Origin of the sequence: Nocardia vermiculata NBRC 100427 (assembly GCF_001613265.1) — a bacterium.
Classification (GTDB): Bacteria; Actinomycetota; Actinomycetes; order Mycobacteriales; family Mycobacteriaceae; genus Nocardia; species Nocardia vermiculata.
The window spans coordinates 220,226-237,678 of sequence record NZ_BDCA01000006.1 but is presented as its reverse complement, the minus strand read 5'-3'; the positions used below and the strand labels follow the sequence as shown (position 1 = coordinate 237,678).

The 17,453-nt window shown below is 68.0% G+C and carries 16 protein-coding genes; 8 read left to right on the top strand and 8 right to left on the bottom strand.

The annotated features are described in order from the left end of the window. Positions 1-12 precede the first annotated feature (12 nt). Positions 13-1,422 carry an amidohydrolase family protein gene (locus tag NV2_RS10580; protein ID WP_067871384.1) on the bottom strand — a complete coding sequence of 470 codons (1,410 nt, stop codon included), beginning with the start codon at positions 1,420-1,422 and terminating at the stop codon, positions 13-15. Further along, positions 1,419-2,609, bottom strand: a complete 1,191-nt coding sequence (locus NV2_RS10575; RefSeq protein ID WP_084474288.1) for a CoA transferase — start codon at positions 2,607-2,609, stop codon at positions 1,419-1,421. The genes NV2_RS10580 and NV2_RS10575 overlap by 4 nt, the downstream gene beginning before the upstream one ends. 215 nt (positions 2,610-2,824) lie before the next feature. On the opposite strand from NV2_RS10575, the gene dctP reads away from it, so the two are divergent. Continuing rightward, complete coding sequence (gene dctP, locus NV2_RS10570; RefSeq protein WP_067871383.1) at positions 2,825-4,111, top strand: TRAP transporter substrate-binding protein DctP; 1,287 nt, start codon at positions 2,825-2,827, stop codon at positions 4,109-4,111. A gap of 81 nt (positions 4,112-4,192) precedes the next feature. Here the strand turns inward: dctP and NV2_RS10565 are convergent, their stop codons facing one another. Genes NV2_RS10565 through NV2_RS10555 form a run of 3 tightly spaced genes read right to left on the bottom strand, consistent with a single transcriptional unit; the run spans position 4,193 to position 6,879 of the window. After that, positions 4,193-4,984, bottom strand: a complete 792-nt coding sequence (locus tag NV2_RS10565) for an SDR family NAD(P)-dependent oxidoreductase (RefSeq protein WP_067871382.1) — start codon at positions 4,982-4,984, stop codon at positions 4,193-4,195. Between the two features lie 40 nt (positions 4,985-5,024). Then, positions 5,025-6,029: a MaoC family dehydratase gene (locus NV2_RS10560; RefSeq protein ID WP_067871381.1), complete on the bottom strand. Its 1,005-nt coding sequence runs from the start codon at positions 6,027-6,029 to the stop codon at positions 5,025-5,027. Position 6,030: 1 nt separating this feature from the next. After that, entirely contained in the window at positions 6,031-6,879 is an 849-nt protein-coding gene (locus tag NV2_RS10555; protein WP_067871380.1) for an HpcH/HpaI aldolase/citrate lyase family protein, read from the bottom strand. Positions 6,880-7,047: 168 nt separating this feature from the next. On the opposite strand from NV2_RS10555, the gene NV2_RS10550 reads away from it, so the two are divergent. The 5 genes from NV2_RS10550 to NV2_RS10530 are packed head-to-tail and all read left to right on the top strand — an operon-like array spanning position 7,048 to position 11,598. Beyond that, complete coding sequence (locus tag NV2_RS10550; RefSeq protein WP_067871435.1) at positions 7,048-8,202, top strand: acyl-CoA dehydrogenase family protein; 1,155 nt, start codon at positions 7,048-7,050, stop codon at positions 8,200-8,202. Next, entirely contained in the window at positions 8,202-8,660 is a 459-nt protein-coding gene (locus NV2_RS10545) for a MaoC family dehydratase (RefSeq protein ID WP_067871379.1), read from the top strand. The genes NV2_RS10550 and NV2_RS10545 overlap by 1 nt, the downstream gene beginning before the upstream one ends. 13 nt (positions 8,661-8,673) lie before the next feature. Then, a complete protein-coding gene (locus tag NV2_RS10540) occupies positions 8,674-9,870 on the top strand; it encodes an acetyl-CoA C-acetyltransferase (RefSeq protein WP_067871378.1) in 1,197 nt (398 codons plus the stop codon). A gap of 14 nt (positions 9,871-9,884) precedes the next feature. Then, positions 9,885-10,829 (top strand): zinc-binding dehydrogenase, encoded by a 945-nt coding sequence (locus NV2_RS10535; RefSeq protein WP_067871377.1) that lies wholly within the window; start codon positions 9,885-9,887, stop codon positions 10,827-10,829. Further along, a complete protein-coding gene (locus tag NV2_RS10530; protein ID WP_067871376.1) occupies positions 10,822-11,598 on the top strand; it encodes an SDR family NAD(P)-dependent oxidoreductase in 777 nt (258 codons plus the stop codon). The genes NV2_RS10535 and NV2_RS10530 overlap by 8 nt, the downstream gene beginning before the upstream one ends. 106 nt (positions 11,599-11,704) lie before the next feature. On the opposite strand, the gene NV2_RS10525 is transcribed toward NV2_RS10530, so the two are convergent. The 3 genes from NV2_RS10525 to NV2_RS10515 are packed head-to-tail and all read right to left on the bottom strand — an operon-like array spanning position 11,705 to position 14,053. Continuing rightward, positions 11,705-12,904 carry a thiolase C-terminal domain-containing protein gene (locus tag NV2_RS10525; RefSeq protein ID WP_245662537.1) on the bottom strand — a complete coding sequence of 400 codons (1,200 nt, stop codon included), beginning with the start codon at positions 12,902-12,904 and terminating at the stop codon, positions 11,705-11,707. Then, positions 12,901-13,320: a Zn-ribbon domain-containing OB-fold protein gene (locus tag NV2_RS10520; protein WP_067871374.1), complete on the bottom strand. Its 420-nt coding sequence runs from the start codon at positions 13,318-13,320 to the stop codon at positions 12,901-12,903. The genes NV2_RS10525 and NV2_RS10520 overlap by 4 nt, the downstream gene beginning before the upstream one ends. A 1-nt stretch (position 13,321) precedes the next feature. Further along, positions 13,322-14,053 (bottom strand): FadR/GntR family transcriptional regulator, encoded by a 732-nt coding sequence (locus tag NV2_RS10515; RefSeq protein WP_067871373.1) that lies wholly within the window; start codon positions 14,051-14,053, stop codon positions 13,322-13,324. 215 nt (positions 14,054-14,268) lie between these two features. Between NV2_RS10515 and NV2_RS10510 the strand changes: the two genes are divergently transcribed. Both NV2_RS10510 and NV2_RS10505 read left to right on the top strand, forming a co-directional pair. Further along, positions 14,269-16,614 carry a CaiB/BaiF CoA transferase family protein gene (locus tag NV2_RS10510; protein WP_067871372.1) on the top strand — a complete coding sequence of 782 codons (2,346 nt, stop codon included), beginning with the start codon at positions 14,269-14,271 and terminating at the stop codon, positions 16,612-16,614. A gap of 19 nt (positions 16,615-16,633) precedes the next feature. Next, positions 16,634-17,443 (top strand): SDR family NAD(P)-dependent oxidoreductase, encoded by an 810-nt coding sequence (locus tag NV2_RS10505; protein WP_067871371.1) that lies wholly within the window; start codon positions 16,634-16,636, stop codon positions 17,441-17,443. Positions 17,444-17,453: the final 10 nt, after the last annotated feature.

Below are 17,453 nucleotides of genomic sequence, written 5' to 3'. Positions count from 1 at the left end.
ATCCCGGGCCACTTACCGCTCGTACACCATGCGGCCGCCGACGAGTGTGCATCGCACCGCCGCACTGTCCGGTGCGGCGAGCATCCGCGCGAGCGGCCGGTCCAGCAGGACCAGATCGGCTGCGGCGCCGGTGACGATCGCGCGGGCCGGACCGCCGGGATCCGTCAGCGGGGCCAGGTATCGGTCGAGAGCTGTTGCGGTCGGCACTGTTTCGTCGTCGCCGACAATGCTGCCGTCGGGTGCGCGGCGCTCGGTGGCGGCCATGATCACCTGCCAGGGGTCCGCGGGTCCGTAGGGCGCGTCACTCGACAGCGCCAGCCCCACACCCGCGTCCCGCAGGCTTCGGCACCGGTAGAGATCGACGAGGTCGCGGCGCTCGACCCGGCGCAGATAGTCGTCGCCACGGTCGGCGAGGAAACCGGGCTGTGTCACCACGGTGACACCCAGGCGTCGCAACACCGCGAGGGTTTCCGCCGGTACCAGTGCACCGTGTTCGATCCGGTCGCCCTCGAGGGTTCCGGTGGCATCGAAGACCGCCAGCAGGATCAGCAGTGCCTCGCGGCTGACACAGTGCACCGCGACCGGCCGGCCGAGGTCGTGGGCCCGCCGGACGGTGTCCTCGAGTGCGACGATATCGGGCAGCTCCGAATCGGCGATCACGATCTTGTACGGGCCGGTGCCGACGACCGGGTCGCACACGCCGCCGAGGGGAACGCCGAGCAGGTTCAGTCGTTGTGGAATCTCACCCGTGACCGCGGCGGAGGTCAGGCTTGCGAGTGATCGCGCACTCAGATCGGGTGTGGCATCGGTAATTCCGGTGATTCCGTAGCCGGCCAGCCGTGCACCCACCTCGGTGAGCCCGGGCGGCCAGGCGTCGGGCAGCCGCGAGCGCAACCAGCTGTCGGCGCGCCAGACCCGTCCGGTGGCGCGCCCGCGGTCGTCCCGTTCCACGCCCGGTTCGGTGGTGGTGTGCAGGCCGGTCAGTCGTGCTGCGGCGGAATTGAGAATCCACATCGCACCACTGCGGTGCTGCAGGCGCACCGGGCGCTCCCGGCACAGTGCGTCGAGCGCTGTCGCGTCGAGCAGTCCGGCAACGGTTTCGACATAGCCGACCCCGCGAATCCACCCGTCGCCCGGCGCGGCGGCCAGTGCGGCGGCCAGCTCACCGGCCGTGTGCACCCGGGGCGGCCCGCAGCGCACCGAGTTCGTATCGGCGGCGAGCGCATGCAGGTGCAGATGGTGATCGTGCAGTCCGGGCAGCAGCGCACCACCCGCGGCGTCGAGTACCGGGACCCCGGGCGCGGTCGGCGGTGTGCCGATCGCGGCGACGATACCGTCGCGGACGACGACGTCGGCGCGGGTACCGCAGACCTCCGCGTCGCGAATAACGAGTCCGGCGTCGCGAGCGACGAGGCCGGTCACGGCCGCACACCCAGTTCGGCGAGGACCGCGGCGGTGTCGCTGCCGCCGGCGGGCGCCACACCGCCGGGCGCGCGGCGGGTCGGTGCATGCAGTAGCGAGTCCGCGATCGGCTCGGTGCGGGTGGCGGGATCGAGTGTCGCTGCCACGATCGAGGACATCGAGACGTCCCACAGCCGACCGGAGCCGTCGGACGGGACCGACATCGCCAGCACCGCAGCCCGCAGCCCGGTCAGTGGGTCGGCGATCGCATCTCCGACGAACAGCGGCGTCCCGTCCGCGTCCCGCGCCACCAGGCCCGCACCGGCGGCGATATCGTCGCCGAATCCGATCCGGTTCGAGGCCCGGCCGTGCGCGGTGATCGAGATCCAGGTGCCGCCCGCGTCGGCGAACCCCCGGGCGTCGAGCCCGAATCCGGCCAGCGCGCGGGGGCGGGAAGCCTCGATGACGATATCGGCGGAGGCGACCAGTTCGGCGAGTACGCGGCGTTGGCGCGCATCGTCCGGGTCCAGGACGACCGATTCGTGCCCGGCATGCAGCAGTCGGTAGAACTCGGGATTTCCACGCCGGGCGCCGTCGGGGCGGGTCGGGGTTTCGACCTTGATGACCCGCGCCCCGGCCAGTCCCAGCAGGTGTGCGCACAGCGGGCCCGCCCACAGCGCGCTGAAATCGACCACCCGCAGCCCGGCCACCGAGCGCAACGGGAGGACGGGCGCGCTCGCGGCGGCCACCGGCGTGACGGGTGTCGCTGCCAGTCCCAGCAACCCGGCGCGTTCGGCCAGTTCGGCGCCGGAATGGGTGCGCAGCCAGTCGGTGAGCTGTGGCCACGGATCGTCGCCGACCTCACCGCAGACGAGGGCCCCGAACAGTGCCGGATCGTCGGGCCGGGCACAACTCACCGCGGCCCAGCCGTCCCTGGTCGGCAGGAGCCGGCAGTGGCTGCCCACCGAGCGGCGGCCGCCCCGGGTGAATCCGGTGAACGCGGCCCGCTCGGACAGCAGCCGGGCGCCGTCCAGTCGTACCCGTCCCGCGGTCGCGGCGGCTATGCGGTCGGTGTCCTGGCGGGCGATGGTCGCGGCGTGGCCGGGTGGGATCAGCGGTGGGCCGTCGGGGCGTCCGGTGAGGTTCGCGATTCCGCTGCCTGCCCAGTCGCGGACACGAGGCGACAGAGCTGGGGTGGGGCCTGGCACGGCACCGATCCTACAGGGTGCTAATAATCATAGGCAGGAATTGCTCCCGCGGTAGCCGTAATTCAGGCGCATAGATCTTGACAATTCCATCAATTCAGACGCATGATTAGCATCATCGAGTGGGGGACGTCACTCTGCTCGTATGCGATTGCGGTGTCGATCAACTTCTCTCACATCGCGTTTCGGCCTTCGAGGCCCATTCAAGGAGATCAGCAGTGGTCAAGTTCTTCACGCGCACGGGTGCCGCCGTCCGTGCCGGTGCGTACCTGGCGGCCGGGGCCCTCGTGCTGGCCGGATGCGCCGAATCCGGCATCAACGGCATGCGCGGTGGGGGACCGAGTGTCTCCTACGGTGCTACCAAGGACGAGTATCGGGCCGCCTTGGCCGACGCCGGGACCATCGTGCTGCACACGCAGTCGCCCGGCGCCAAGGGGTCGGTCGCGGGGGCGTTCGTCGAGGAGTACGTGGCCGCGGTCGAGGACTGGTCCGGCGGGAAGATCACCTTCGATGTCGCGTACTCGGATGCGATCGCGAAGTCCACCGAGATCGACGATGCCGTCAGCGACGGCCGCCTCGATATGGCGCAGGTGCTCACCGTGTACGAGCCCAAGGAGTTCCCGGCCACCTCGGCCCTCGGCAATGCCGGGGTGCTCTCCGACCAGAGTGTGGTCACCGGTGCGTTGCAGTCCAACGCCTGGCCCGCCGAGGTCGCCTTCGCCACTCCGGAGATCGTGTCGGAGTTCGAGGAGAAGGGGATGAAGCTGGTGATGCCCGGTTACAACGCCGGAACCAACGCGATGTTCTGTGCCGACCCCCGCTCCAGTCTGGCCGATTTCGCCGGTAAGAGCATCTCCATCGGTAGTACCGCGGCCGGTAAGCAGGTCGCCGCCCTGCACGGCACCTCGACCTCGGTGGCCTATACCGAGGCCTACGAGGCACTGCAGCGCGGTGTCATCGATTGCTCGATGGTCAGCCCGTCGGCAGCGACGATCGGTGGTCTGGTCGAGGTCGCGCCCCACACGATCATCGATCCGGATGCCGGGTTGGTCGTCCCGACCGCGAACATGGTGTTCAACGACGACATGTGGAACAAACTGCCGCTGGCGGCACAGCAGTTGCTGTGGGATCGCCTCGACGTCTTCCTCGGCGCCGTCGTCGAGGACAAGATCTGGCCTATCACGGTCGATTCGGTCGAGCAGATCAAGAAGTACGGCGGGGAGGTGAGCCCGCTGTCGGCCGATGCGCGGACGGCGCTGCAGCGCAGCAACGAGGCGATCATCGACGGGGCAGCGCACGAGCGTTCGCTCTCCGACGGTGCGGCGTTCGTGGACTCGGTGCGGACCGCGGCCGAAAAATGGAGCCGTATCGTGGCCGAACTCGGCTACCGCAACACCACCGACTACAACGGCTTCGCCGAGTGGTACACGCCGGACAAGATCGATATCGAACCGTACGTCCGCCGCGTCTACGAGGATGTCTACCTGCCGCATCGCCCGGCCTGAGCCGAGCAGTGAACCGCCGGGTGGGAAACGAGATACGTTTCCCACCCGGCGGTTTCGTGTTCCGGGGTGAGCGCTGTGGTGTCAGAAGGCGCTGCGGCCACCGTCGACGGTGTAGATCCCACCGGTGATCCAGTCGGCCTCGTCACTGGCCAGGAACAGCGCGAGCGAGGCCAGATCGGCCGGGGTACCCAGCCGGCGCAGCGGAAAGCGTGCTGCGGTAGCCGCATCGAGCGCGGTCTGGTCGGCATCGGGCGCGACATCGCCGCGATCGATGCGGTCCTGGTACACCAGGGGCGTCGGGATGGTGCCGGGGCAGATGGCGTTCACCCGCACATTGTCCGGACCGTAGGTGACCGCCATCTGTTTGGTCATCGCGATGACCCCGCCCTTGGCCGCGGTGTACGGGAAGATGCCGGGCAGCCCGATCAGCCCACCCATACTGGCCTGGTTGATGATCGAGCCGGTGCGGCGCTCGATCATATGCGGCAGTGCGTACTTCGAGGTGAGCCAGACCCCCTTGAGGTTGATCGCGATCACCCGGTCCCAGTCGTCCTCGGTGGTATCGGCCGCATTTCCGGTGCCGTTGATCCCCGCATTGGCGAAGACCACGTCGAGTTGCCCGAATTCGGTGAGGGTTTCGGCGATCATCCGCTGTGCGTCGGCATCGGAGGTGACGTTCGCGGTGACCGGAAGCGCGCGCCCGCCCGCCGCGGTGATCTGCTCGGTGGCAGCCGCGGCCGCGGCCGGATCGAGATCGGCGAGTGCGACGGCCGCGCCCTCGGCCGCGAAACGGTGCGCCGAAGCCAGGCCCAGACCGGAAGCCGCGCCGGTGATCAGCGCGACCTTACCGGCCAGGCGTCCTGTGGTGCTCATGCTGTTACCTCTCGTGAATGGTGGAGTCGGTGTGGTGGCATCAGGCGAACAGCGCGCTGAATCGCCAGTCCAGCACGGGGGCGGGGGCCGCGTCGCCGCGGTGCGCGTAGACCTGCGACCGCAGGTGCAGAACTCCGCCGCCCGCCGGTAGCGGTTCCGCGGATTCGACGAGCAGCCGGCTGGTGAGGGTGTCGCCCTCGTGCACCGGGCCGGTGTGGTCGCAGGATTGCCAGCCCAGCACGGTCACCAGGTTCGGCAGTGCGCGCGTGGCCTGCGCCAGCGCGAGCCCGATGGTGTGCCCGCCGTAGACCAGGCGTCCGGCGGCGCCGACCCGGGCGTCGTGGTGGGTGGCGGCGATGTTGAGCGTCAGCCGGGCCAGTTCGGGTGCGCCCGACACCACGTCACCACTGGATTCGAAGGTGGTGCCCACGAGTGCCGGATCGAAATGCCTGCCCGGGACCCGCCGCCGGTACGCCGCCGGATCCAGCCCGTCGGGCACGGTCAGTGGCGGCAGGTCGCGCGGTTCGATCGCGGACAGATCGTCGGCGGGCACCGGCCGCGCGGGATCCGGGTTCTCGCTCAGCGGCAACATCGCGCACCGGTAGAAGTCGAGGACGGTGGCACCGTTCTGGTCGACGGTGGTGATCCGCAGGGCTGCCAGTCCGGTGGGGCGTCGCCCCGGTTTCGCCGAATTCTGTTTCAGCCCGGCAACTTCGGTCGTCGTGTACAGGGTGTCGCCGATCCGCGAGAGGCGGTGGAAACGAAGCCCCCGGTAGAACAGATTGGCCTTGACGTGATGGGTCGCCAGGGTGGACTGTCCGATCGACAGGTCCGCCACCAGGCCCGCGTGGGCGACGGGCCCGCCGGCGACCGCGGTCGCCAGGTGGGTGTCCAGCGGCAAGCGCAACCGGTCACCGAGGATGCTCTGATGCGCTGCCGCGAGCCCTTCGGTAAGGGTGATCGCGGGTGCGGTGTCGAAGATCTGTCCCACCGACAGCTCGTCGAAATACGGTCCGCCGACCGCGCGGACGGAATCGCTGCTCATCTCATGCTCCGATCTTCGACAAGGTGCGCCGCGCCGCCACCGCGACGGCTTCGTCCAGCATCTGCCCGTCGAGCTGGGCCGCGCCCGCGCCGTGGGACTCCGCCTGCTCGAGTGCCGCCAGCACGCGGCGAGCGTATTCGGCTTGCTGCTCGGTGGGGGTGAAAACCTCCTGGACCGTGGCGATCTGGGCGGGATGGATCACCCATTTTCCGTCGAATCCCAGATCGGCGGTCCACCCAGTGGCGGCGCGGAAGTCCGCATCGTCGGCGATACGCAGGTAGGGACCGTCGACGGCCTGGATGCCAGCGGCCCGTGCGGCGTGCAGGACCCGGTCCTGGACGAACAACCACTGCTGCGGGCCGGCGGTCGCGGCGCGCCCCAGGGCGGCACCGAGATCGGCGTAGCCGATGATCAGCGCGCTCACCCGGGGGCCGGTGGCGATATCGTCGACCGCGCCGATTCCGGCCGGGGTCTCGATCAGGGCCTGTACCGGCAGTTCGGCGGCCCCGGCTGCGGTGAGCACCGCATCGGCCTCGGCCAGCTCCGCCCGGCTCTCGACCTTCGGGACGACGATCGAGGTGAGGGTCCCGGCCAGGGCCGCGCAGGCGCGCAGATCCTCGGTGAACCACGGGGTGGTCGGTCCGTTGATCCGGACCGATACCGTCCGGGCGGTACCGTGCTCGCGGATCAGGTCCGAGACGAGCGTTCGTGCGGTGACCTTCGATCCCGTCGCGACCGCATCCTCGAGGTCGAGGACCACTTCGTCGGCCGTGCTCGCCAGCGCCTTGCATGCCTTGCGGTCATCGGAGCCGGGGGCGACCAGTGCCGCGCGTCGGCGTACATCTGCCACGAATTCTCGTTCCTTCTCGATCGTCGGTGCGGATTTCGGGAGTCTCCCAGAGAGATTAGTCTCTGTAAATGTTTATCATGATTGACATTTTCTTCCGGCTGTTCGACGATGGCCGTACAGATCCGTTTTCGGGCTCGGGAGAGCCCGCGACACGATGAGGCGTGGGGCGTGAGCTACTACCTGAACGACGAAGAGACCTTCCTGGTGGAGACGGTGCGTGAGTTCATCGATCGCGAGGTGAAACCGGCCGTCCAGGAGGTGGAGCACGCGAACGAGTACCCGGAGCAGTGGATCGAGCAGATGAAACGCATCGGCATCTACGGCCTGGCGATCTCGGAGGAGTACGGCGGGGCGCCGGTGTCGATGCCCTGCTATGTGAAGGTGACCGAGGAACTGGCGCGCGGCTGGATGTCGCTGTCGGGCGCCATGGGCGGGCACACGGTGGTCGCCAAACTCGTCGGCCTGTTCGGCACCGAGGAACAGAAGCGGCGCTACCTGCCCCGGATGGCGACCGGCGAGATCCGCGCGACCATGGCACTGACCGAGCCCGGGGGAGGCTCCGACCTCCAGGCCATGACCACCACCGCCAAGCGCGACGGCGACGATCTGGTGATCAACGGTGCCAAGACGTGGATCACCAACGCGCGGCGTTCGGGCGTCATCGCCCTGCTGTGCAAGACCGATCCGGCGGCGACACCGCGGCATCGCGGCATCTCCATCGTGCTGGTCGAACACGGTCCGGGACTGACCGTGTCGCGGGATCTGCCCAAGCTCGGATACAAGGGCGTCGAGAGCTGTGAGCTGTCGTTCGACAACTACCGGATCTCCGCCGACGCCGTCCTCGGCACCACACCCGGCAAGGGTTTCGGGCAGATGATGAAGGGGCTCGAAACCGGCCGCATCCAGGTCGCCTCGCGGGCGCTGGGCGTGGCCACCGCGGCCCTCGAGGATTCGCTGGCCTACGCCCAGCAGCGGGAGAGCTTCGGACAGCCGATCTGGAAGCATCAGTCGGTCGGGAACTATCTCGCCGATATGGCGACCAAGCTGACCGCCGCGCGTCAGCTCACCCGGCACGCCGCCGAAATGTACGACCGGGGTGAGCGCTGCGATATGGAGGCCGGGATGGCCAAGCTGTACGCCTCGGAGATCGCGATGGAGGTGGCGCTCAACGCGGTACGTATCCACGGCGGGTACGGCTACTCCACCGAATACGACGTGGAGCGCTATTTCCGCGACGCCCCGCTGATGATCGTCGGTGAGGGGACCAACGAGATCCAGCGCAATGTGATCGCCGCGCAACTCGTGGCACGTGGGGGACTGTGATGGGGGCACAGATCTTTCACGGCATCGACGAGGTCGCCGCCGCCGTCGGCGAGCATCTGGGCTACAGCGGCTGGCTCGAGGTGACTCAGGAGCGCGTCGACGCCTTCGCCGACGCGACCGATGACCGGCAGTGGATCCATGTCGATCCCGAGCGTGCGGCCGCGACCGATTTCGGGGGTACCATCGCGCACGGATATCTGACGTTGTCGCTGCTGCCCGCACTCGGCGCCGAAATCTTCGACATCGACGGCGTACGCATGAAAATCAACTACGGCACCAACAAGATTCGCTTTCTGGCGCCGGTCCCGGTGGGGTCCAGGATCCGGTGCGGTGCCCGGATCCAAGCGCTGGAACGCACCCCGAAGGGCGCGAATCTGGTCACCGCCTATGTCATCGAGATCGAGGGCGGTGAACGTCCGGCGCTCGTCGCCGAGACCATCCGCGTACTGGTCGGCTGAGGAGCGAAGTGTGATGAAACGTGCAGCATTGGTGGCCCCGGTCCGCACCGCGGTCGGCCGGTTCGGGGGTGCGCTGAAGGAAGTGCCGGCGGTGACCCTGGCGACCACCGTCCTGCGTGCGGTCGTCGAACGCTCCGGTATCGACCCCGATCGGATCGACGACGTGGCGATGGGGCAGTCCTACGCCAATTCGGAGGCGCCGTGTATCGGCCGCTGGGCCGCCCTCGACGCCGGCCTGCCGATCTCGGTGGCCGGACTGCAGACCGACCGCCGCTGCGGCACCGGGCTGCAGGCGGTCGTGACGGCGGCCATGATGGTGCAGACCGGTGCGGCCGATGTGGTCGTCGCCGGCGGTGTCGAATCGATGAGCACCATCGAGCACTACACGACCGGTGCCCGCTGGGGCACCCGATCCGGTGGTCTGCAGTTGTTCGATCGACTCGATCGTGGCCGGGAACGCTCGCAGCCGGAATGGCGGTTCGGCCGGATCAGCGGGATGATCGAGACCGCGGAAAATGTCGCGAAGAAGTACGGGATCACCCGTGCCGATTCCGATCAGCTTGCCGCGGAAAGTCATTCCCGTGCACATGCCGCCTGGGAGTCGGGCCGTTTCGACGCCGAGGTGGTGCCGGTCGAGCTCACCGACCGCAAGGGCAACGTGACGATGTTCGCCCGGGACGAGGGGATCCGGCCGGACAGCACCACCGAATCCCTCGCGAAGCTGCGCACGGTCACACCCGGTGGTGTGGTGACCGCGGGTAACGCCAGTCAGCAGAACGACGCCGCCGCCGCGGTACTCGTGGTCGCCGAGGATCGTCTGCAAGAGCTGGGTCTGGAGCCGATCGGATACCTGGAAGGCTGGACCGCGGCCGGCTGCGATCCCGCACTCATGGGCCTGGGCCCGGTGCCGGCGGTCGAGAAGCTGTTCGCCCGCACCGGACTCGGTTTCGACGACATCGATCTGGTCGAACTCAACGAGGCCTTCGCCTGCCAGGTCCTCGGCGTACTGCGTGGCTGGGGATGGGACGACCGGGACCGCTTGAACGTCAACGGATCCGGCATCTCGCTGGGGCATCCGATCGGTGCCACGGGCGTACGCATGCTCACCACCGCACTGCACGAATTGCAGCGTCGTGACGCACATCGCGCCCTGGTGTCCATGTGTATCGGCGGCGGACAAGGCATGGCGGCCGCGGTCACCGCGGCCTGAGAGAAGAGGTGGCTATGAGGGCATGGCAGTTCGAACGTGCGGGGGATCCGCTGGTGCTCCGGGATCTGCCGGAACCCCGCCCCGCCGACGACGAGGTATTGATCGAGATCAAGGCGGCCGGGTTGTGCCACACCGACGTCGGCATCCTGCACGATCCGCAGTGGACCGAGCGGATCGGCCCCTTCCCGTTGACCCTGGGACACGAACTCGCGGGCGTGATCGCCGAAGTGGGTCCCGCGGTCGAGGATTTCGCCGTCGGTGACCGGGTCGGTGTCTTCCCGGCGGGACGAACCCGTCCCGGTCTGGGACGTGACGGCGGCTATTCGTTCCGCTGCACCGCCCTGCCGGAGGATCTGGTCCGGGTGCCCGAGGGGGTCGGCTTCGAGCAGGCCGCGCTCGGCACCGACGCGGGGCGCGCCGCGTACCGGGCACTGGTGCGCCGCGGCGGGGTGCGCAGGGGCGACAAGGTCGGCATCATCGGCCTCGGTGGGCTCGGGCAGATGGCGGCCCGTATCGCTGTCGTGCTGGGGGCCACGGTCTTCGTCGCGGAGAAGAAGCCGGCCCTGTGGCAGGCGGCGAAAGACCTCGGCGCACAAGCGGTCTCCGACGACATCACCGATTTCACCGCGGAGAAGCTCGATCTGATCGTCGATTTCGCCGGGTTCGGCACCACCACGGCCGCGGCGATCGAAACAGTGCGTGAATTCGGCACCGTGGTGCAGGTCGGGATGGGCCGGCTGGCCGCCGAGATCTCGACCGGCTCGTTGATCTTCAAACAGGTCACCCTCATCGGGTCGCGCAGCGGTTCGGTGGAGGACATCGCCGCGGTCTACGACCTGTTCGCCGCGGGAGAGTTGAATCCGCTGATCGTGCCCATCACCTTCGACGACATTCCGGACGCACTGGAACGACTGCACCGCGGCGAGGTCGAAGGACGCCTGGTGGCCGTCTATGAGTGAACGGGTTGCGATCGTGACCGGCGGGGCGAGCGGCATCGGCGCGGCCTGCGCCGAGCGGCTGGCCACCGACGGATTCCACGTCCTGGTTGCGGACGTGGCCGACGAGCCCGGGCGCGCACTCGCCGAGCGCATCGGCGGCGAGTTCGTCCGCACCGATGTGACGTGCGAGGCGGACATCCAGGCGCTGGTTGACCGCGCCGGATCACTCGAGGTGTTCTTCGCCAACGCCGGCGTTTTCGGTGCGCTGGGACCGATCGAGCAGACCGACACCGCCGAGGCCGACCGGACGATCGCGGTCAATCTGCGCGGCACCCTGCTGTGCCTGAAGCATGCGGTGCGGGTGATGCGGCCGCGCGGCCGGGGCTCGATCATCGTCACGTCCAGCCCGGGCGGGGTGGTCGGCGGTGTCGGTCCGCATGTGTACAGCGCGACCAAGGCCGGTGTCGCGGGCCTGGTGCGTGCCGTCGCCGCCGAGGTGCGTGATTACGGCATTCGCGTGAACTCGGTGGTTCCGGGAGCGATCGTGTCGGCCATGACGGCGGCCGTGCTCGCCGACGACCCGGCCGATCTGGAAGCGACGGCCCGCACGATGGCTCCCAGTCCGTTGGTCGGCCGCCCGGGGCAACCGTCCGATATCGCCGGAGCGGTCTCGTTCCTGGCCGGTGCGGATTCGGCATTCGTCACCGGCACCGAACTGTTCGCCGATGCGGGCTATACGAATGCGCCCGGTCCGGCGAGCTTCGCCAAGGGAAAATTCGCGGGCCGGTAGGTAGCTGCGCGCGGGCCGGCTCGACCGGTCGAGGAGACGAGCCGCCCGGTGACCGAGAAGATCGGTCACCGGGCGGCTCTCTGTGTGGTCCGACCGGAGATCCGGGTCAGCGATCCCGGCTGAAGACGAATGCGGTGGATTTGGCCAGGCCGTTGGAGACGGTCACCAGTGCGCGCGCGGCATCGGGGACCTGACGCTCACCACCACGGCCGGTGACCTGCAGCACCGCCTCCGCGAGATGGGTCATCCCGTGCAGGCGGCCCTCACCCAGGGCGCCGCCACCGGTGTTGACCGGTAGCTTGCCGGTCAGTGCCGTGTGGCCCTCGCGAGTGAACGGCACCGCCTCACCGCGTCCGACGAACCCCATACCTTCCAGCCAGGTGTGCACGAAAACACTGAATCCGTCGTACAACTGGGCGTTGTCGATATCGGACGGGCCGAGACCGCTGGTGTGCCACAGGGTGCGCGCGATCTGCTCGGAGCCCTCGACGAGATCTTCGAGGGTCATCACCGCGCCGGTCGGGGCGGTGTGCGTGCCGGCGGCGAAGCCGGTGAGCAGTGCGGGCGGCTGCCGCAGATCGCGTGCGCGTTCGGTAGAGGTGAGCAGCAACGCGACCGAGCCGTCGACCGGGATATCGCAGTCCAGGATGGACATCGGATCGGCGATCATCCGGGCATTCAGATAATCGGCTGTGCTCAGCGGCTTTCCACGCCAGTACGCGTGCGGATTCTTCTGTGCGTTGTCCCGGTTCGCGACCGCGTACGGGGCCAGATCGGCGCGAGTGAGCCCGTTCAGATCGAGATATCGGCGCAGGACCGTCGCCGCCCACGCCGGGGGCATGCTGAAACCGAACGGCGCCTGGAACTGGTCCGGGCCCGCGGCGATGCTGCTGTCGTAGTTGACGTAGCGCCCCTTGGGCACGTGCAGCGACCGGTAGACCAGTGCGTGCGTGCACACTCCGGAGTGGATCGCCATGGCGGCGTCCATGACACTCTGGGTCACCATGCCGTTGGTGGAGCCGGTCCAGGTGATCTGCGGCCGGATGCCGAGCAGTTGCGGCAGGTAGTAGGGGGTGACGACGTCGATCCCCTCGCCGGTTCCCTTGGTTCCGCCGTAGCGAGGCATCGAGGGGGAGGTGGCGATGCCGTCGACGTCCGCACGGGTCAGGCCCGCATCCGCGAGTGCGCGATCGCACGCTTCGACGGTGAGTGCGGCCAGCGTGCGTGGCAGCCGCCGGCCCAGTTCGCTGTATCCGACGCCGGCGACGGCGACCTTGTCACGGAGTTCCCACATCTGTCTTCTCACGCTTCCGTCAGCCGGAACTGCGGGAGCACGCAGTCCTCGGAGATCTCTTCGAAGTCCACTGCCACCGCGGCACCGATGCGCACCGCATCCGGCCCGGCGCCGAGCAGATCGGCCACCAGTAGCAGCCCCGGCTGCTCGACGAGTTCGACGATCACGACCACGAGCGGGACCAGCTCGGCGAACCCGGGGCCGGGAGGATCCTCGAGCACCGTGTAGCTGTAGACGGTGCCGCGTCCGGACACCGGCTCGAAGGTCAGATCCTCGCTCCCGCACGCCGGGCAGGTCAGGCTCGGTGCGTGGTTGAACCGCCGGCAGGCGGCACAGCGTTGAATGCTGAGCCGGTGGGCGCGGACGCTGTCCCAGAATTCCTCGGTCACATCGTCGGGGAACGGGACCGGGCGGATTGCTGTCGTCATGTCACATCTTCCACATCACTGGCGCCGCGAGCGCCTTGGCGTAGTGCTTCTGGGTGTAGGCGGCCAGCGCCTGCATATGGGTGGTCATCAGCTCCTCGGCGCGATCGAGATCGTGTTCGGAAATCGCTGTGGCGATGTCGGTGTGGATCTCCACGGTCAGTTTCCGCTGGCGCGCCGGGTACTCGACGCCCACCGAAGCACCGTCGAGGATGTCGAACAGTGCGGTGAACAGCGCCGCGAAGATCAGGTTGCCGGAGCCGTCGGCGACGGTGTTGTGGAAGCGACGCGTCTGGGTGAGGAATCCGGTTTCGTCGTCGAGATTCTGCTGTTCGAGTTCGATGATCTCGAACAACTTCGCCGTATCCTCTTCCGGCATCCGCTCGGCGGCCAGGCGTGCCATCCGGGGTTCCAGTGCGGCGCGGGTCTCGATCACGGTCTGGAAGGGGGCCTGCTGGAATTGCAACAGCAGGCTCAGTGACGTGGCCAACGCCGAACTGTCGGGCTGCTGCACGATCGGGCCACCGCTGGGGCCGGGCTTCAAGGTGATGACGCCCTGCAGCTCGAGAAACCGCAGCGATTCCCGGAGCGTCCCGCGCCCGACGTCGTAATCCTCGAGCATGGCTTTTTCCGGGGGCAGGCGATCGCCGATCTGGTTACCTCGGCGATGGATGTCCTCCACGATGCGCTGTGCCACGAGTAGCGCAGTCTTCTTCGGCCGTTCCGTAGCAGGCATATTCGTTCTCCCCAGGCTCTTGTGCTCGCGTACTCCACACCCTACATTCAATGCTATTGATGTGTATAGATAGACGCGATCCATCTGCTGCTGATCACTCGATCGCGCGGTGGAGATGCTGCTCTTTCGGGTGCCGCCCGAGTCCGGAGGCCGGCACACATATCGACTCGTCCGCACACTCGATCGATTCGTGAATTGCTAGGTGAGGAGCGCATATGCCTGGTCCACTCGAGGGACTCGTGGTCGTCGACGCGAGCCGGGGCATGCCCGCGGGTATCGCCACCATGATGCTGGCCGACTACGGTGCACGAGTAGTCAAGATCGAGCGGCCCGGCTACACACCCGGAGCCGAAGCCACGCTGCGCAAGGTGCTCGACCGCGGAAAGTGGAGTGTCACAGCCGATCTCGACACCGATCCCGGGAAGGTGAAGCTGCACGAGCTGCTGGCGTCCGCGGACGTGTTCATCGAATCCTGGGGTGCGGGTCGCGCCGAAGCCAAGGGTCTGGACCACGCCACGTTGCATGCCCGGTACCCGCAACTGATCTGCCTCACCCTCACCGGCTACGGAACGACGGGCCCGCTGTCGCGACGGCCGGGATACGAGGCACTGCTCAACGCGCGCCTCGGCATGACGGCCGAACAGCGTGCACATCGCGACGGACCGACCTTCCTCGGTCATCCCACCGTGTCCTACGGCACCGCATTTCTGGCGGTCATCGGAGTGCTGTCGGCACTGCACGCGCGCAAACTCACCGGGCGGGGCCAGCGTGTGGACACCTCACTGCTGGACGGCATGCTCGCGATCCGCGGGATGAACTGGTGGTGGAACGAGAAAGACATCTCCTACCTCGCCCGCAGCGGAACCAAGCAGGGTTTCGGAAACAAACGCCTGATCACCGACCCGTTCGAATGTGCGGACGGGAACTGGTTGATCCCACACACCGGCGGCCCCGGCTCCTACAAGCGAATGATGGACCTGCTCGGGTTCGGCGACCGTGTGCAGCAGATCGACGGCCCCGAGATGTCGGTGCCGCTCGACGACGACGAACTGGTGATCGCGCGTGATCTCGTGCCCCAGGCGTTCAAGTCCCGTACCCGGGACGAGTGGGTCGCGCTGTTCGCCGAGCACGACATCGCGTGCCTGCCGGTGCTGCGGCCGCACGAGATCTTCGACGACGAACAGATCCGGCATGCCGGTGTCACCATCGAGCTGCCCGACGCCGAGCACGGCACCGTCCGCCAGCTCGGCCCCGTGGTGAAGTTCGGCGAAACCCCGCCCGCCACACCGGAACCGGCACCGCAGGTCGGTTCCCACGACGAGAAGATCAGCGAACTGCGGCCGCATCCGGCCTGGCGGCCCGCACAGCCACGCAGTCTCGCGCGGCCGCTGGAGGGGGTGAAGATCGCCGACTTCAGTTCGTTCTTCGCCACCGGCTTCGGCTCGAAACTGTTGTGCGACCTCGGCGCCGAGGTCGTGAAGGTGGAACCGCCCTCGGGCGATCAGATGCGCCCGCTCGGCGATCTGTGGGAATGCTCCCAACGCGGCAAACGCGGCCTGTGCATCGATATGCGCACACCGGAAGGCCGGGAAGTCGTCCGCACATTGGTCGCCGAGGTCGATGTGGTCACGGTGAACTTCCGCCCTGGTAAGGCCGAGAAGATCGGCCTGGGCTACGAACAGCTGCGTGCGATCAACCCGAAGCTGATCTACGCCTATCTGCCCGGTTTCGGCTCGACCGGCCCGAAGTCCTCGTTGAAGAGCTTCGCGCCGCTGCAATCCGGATTCGTCGGCATGAACTTCATCGGTGCCGGGGCGGGCAACGCCCCGATCCGGCGGGTGATGGGTAACGAGGACCTGTACAACGGATTCCTCGGCGCCGTCAGCGTTCTGATGGCCCTGGTCGCCCGGCAGAATTCGGGGGCCGGCCAGTATCTGGAAAGTCCGCAGCTGCATTCGAGCCTGCTCGTGCGCACCGAGATGGCAGCCGACGGCAACGGCAATCCGCTCGAGCCCTATCGGCTGGACGCCGACACGACCGGGTGGTCGCCGCTGTACCGGCTCTATCGCACCGCCGACGGCTGGGTGATGATCGCCGTATTCGGCGACCGGAAATTCGCGGACCTGGCCGCCGCACTCGGTCGACCCGAATGGCTCGAGGAGTTCGGTGCCGAGCAGCAACGCGTCGACAACTCCGCCGAGCTGGCTGCCCGCTTGGAAGATGCCTTCGCACAGCTGAGTACCGACGACGCGTTCGGCCTGCTGGACCGCGCCGGGGTGCCGGTGGAGATCCCGGCCGAGGATCCGGTGATGCCCGAACTGCTGTGGGACGAAACGCTCGCCGAGACCGGACAGGTCGTCGAACACCATCATCCGGAATACGGCTGGTGCCGGGAAGTCGGTGTCACCATTCGGCTTTCGGACACCCCGGGACAGGTCCGCGGCCCCAGCCCGCTGCTGGGCCAGCACACCCGCGACATCCTCACAGAACTGGGCTACCCGACCGCGGCGATCGACGAACTGGTCGAGCGCGGCGTCTGCCTCGAGCCGGCGCGCAACTGAATCCGGAAGTGGGACCGACATGTTGAACGACAAAAGAGCACTGATCACCGGCGCGGCCAAGGGGATGGGGCGTGAACTCGCCCTGGAAGCTGCCCGCCAGGGCGCCTCCCGGATCGGCGTCACCGACGTCGACGCCACGGAGTTGGCGACGACCGCGGAACTGGTCGCCGACACGGGCACCCAGGTCCGGGCGATCACCGCGGACCTGCGCTCCACCTCGGAGATCGAGCAGATGGTCGACGACTTCGCCGGCTGGGCCGGCGGGCTGGACACGCTGTTCAACAATGCGGGCGTGCTCGACCACATGTTCACCCCGCCGGACCGGACCGGCATCGAAACTCTCGACGAAGACGTCTGGGACACGGTGATGGCCATCAACCTCAAGGCCGTCTGGTCCGCGATCAAGTTCGCGGCGCCGCATCTGCGCGCCTCCGACCGGGGCCCGTCGGTGGTCAACGCCGCCTCGGTGTCGGGGCTCGCCGGCACCAATATGGTCGCGTACGGGGTCTCCAAGGCAGCGGTGATCCAGTTGACCAAGGTGGCGGCGGTCAATCTGGCTCCCGACGTCCGGGTGAACTGCTACTGCCCGGGCTCGATCAAGACACCGATGAGTGATGCGCATCTGGCCGCGGGCGAGGACCGGCTGCTGCGGGCGCGATCGATGTACGGCACGAATCTCATTCCGCGCCGCGGTCTGCCGGTCGAGGTGGCCCACCCCGCGTGCTTCCTGGCCGGTGACGGTGCGTCGTTTCTGACCGGGGTCGTGTTGCCCGTCGACGGCGGCACGACGGCGTGGCGCGGCGTCCACGACGACGTGCCCCTCGACTGAGGAGGAATTC

Bases quoted from the DNA above. Each gene is read 5' to 3' on its own strand.
- NV2_RS10505 (WP_067871371.1), top strand. From the start codon at position 16,634: ATGTTGAACGACAAAAGAGCACTGATCACCGGCGCGGCCAAGGGGATG.
- NV2_RS10520 (WP_067871374.1), bottom strand. From the start codon at position 13,320: ATGACGACAGCAATCCGCCCGGTCCCGTTCCCCGACGATGTGACCGAG.
- NV2_RS10540 (WP_067871378.1), top strand. From the start codon at position 8,674: ATGAAACGTGCAGCATTGGTGGCCCCGGTCCGCACCGCGGTCGGCCGG.
- NV2_RS10510 (WP_067871372.1), top strand. From the start codon at position 14,269: ATGCCTGGTCCACTCGAGGGACTCGTGGTCGTCGACGCGAGCCGGGGC.
- NV2_RS10515 (WP_067871373.1), bottom strand. From the start codon at position 14,053: ATGCCTGCTACGGAACGGCCGAAGAAGACTGCGCTACTCGTGGCACAG.
- NV2_RS10565 (WP_067871382.1), bottom strand. From the start codon at position 4,984: ATGAGCACCACAGGACGCCTGGCCGGTAAGGTCGCGCTGATCACCGGC.
- NV2_RS10545 (WP_067871379.1), top strand. From the start codon at position 8,202: ATGGGGGCACAGATCTTTCACGGCATCGACGAGGTCGCCGCCGCCGTC.
- NV2_RS10535 (WP_067871377.1), top strand. From the start codon at position 9,885: ATGAGGGCATGGCAGTTCGAACGTGCGGGGGATCCGCTGGTGCTCCGG.
- NV2_RS10530 (WP_067871376.1), top strand. From the start codon at position 10,822: ATGAGTGAACGGGTTGCGATCGTGACCGGCGGGGCGAGCGGCATCGGC.
- NV2_RS10560 (WP_067871381.1), bottom strand. From the start codon at position 6,029: ATGAGCAGCGATTCCGTCCGCGCGGTCGGCGGACCGTATTTCGACGAG.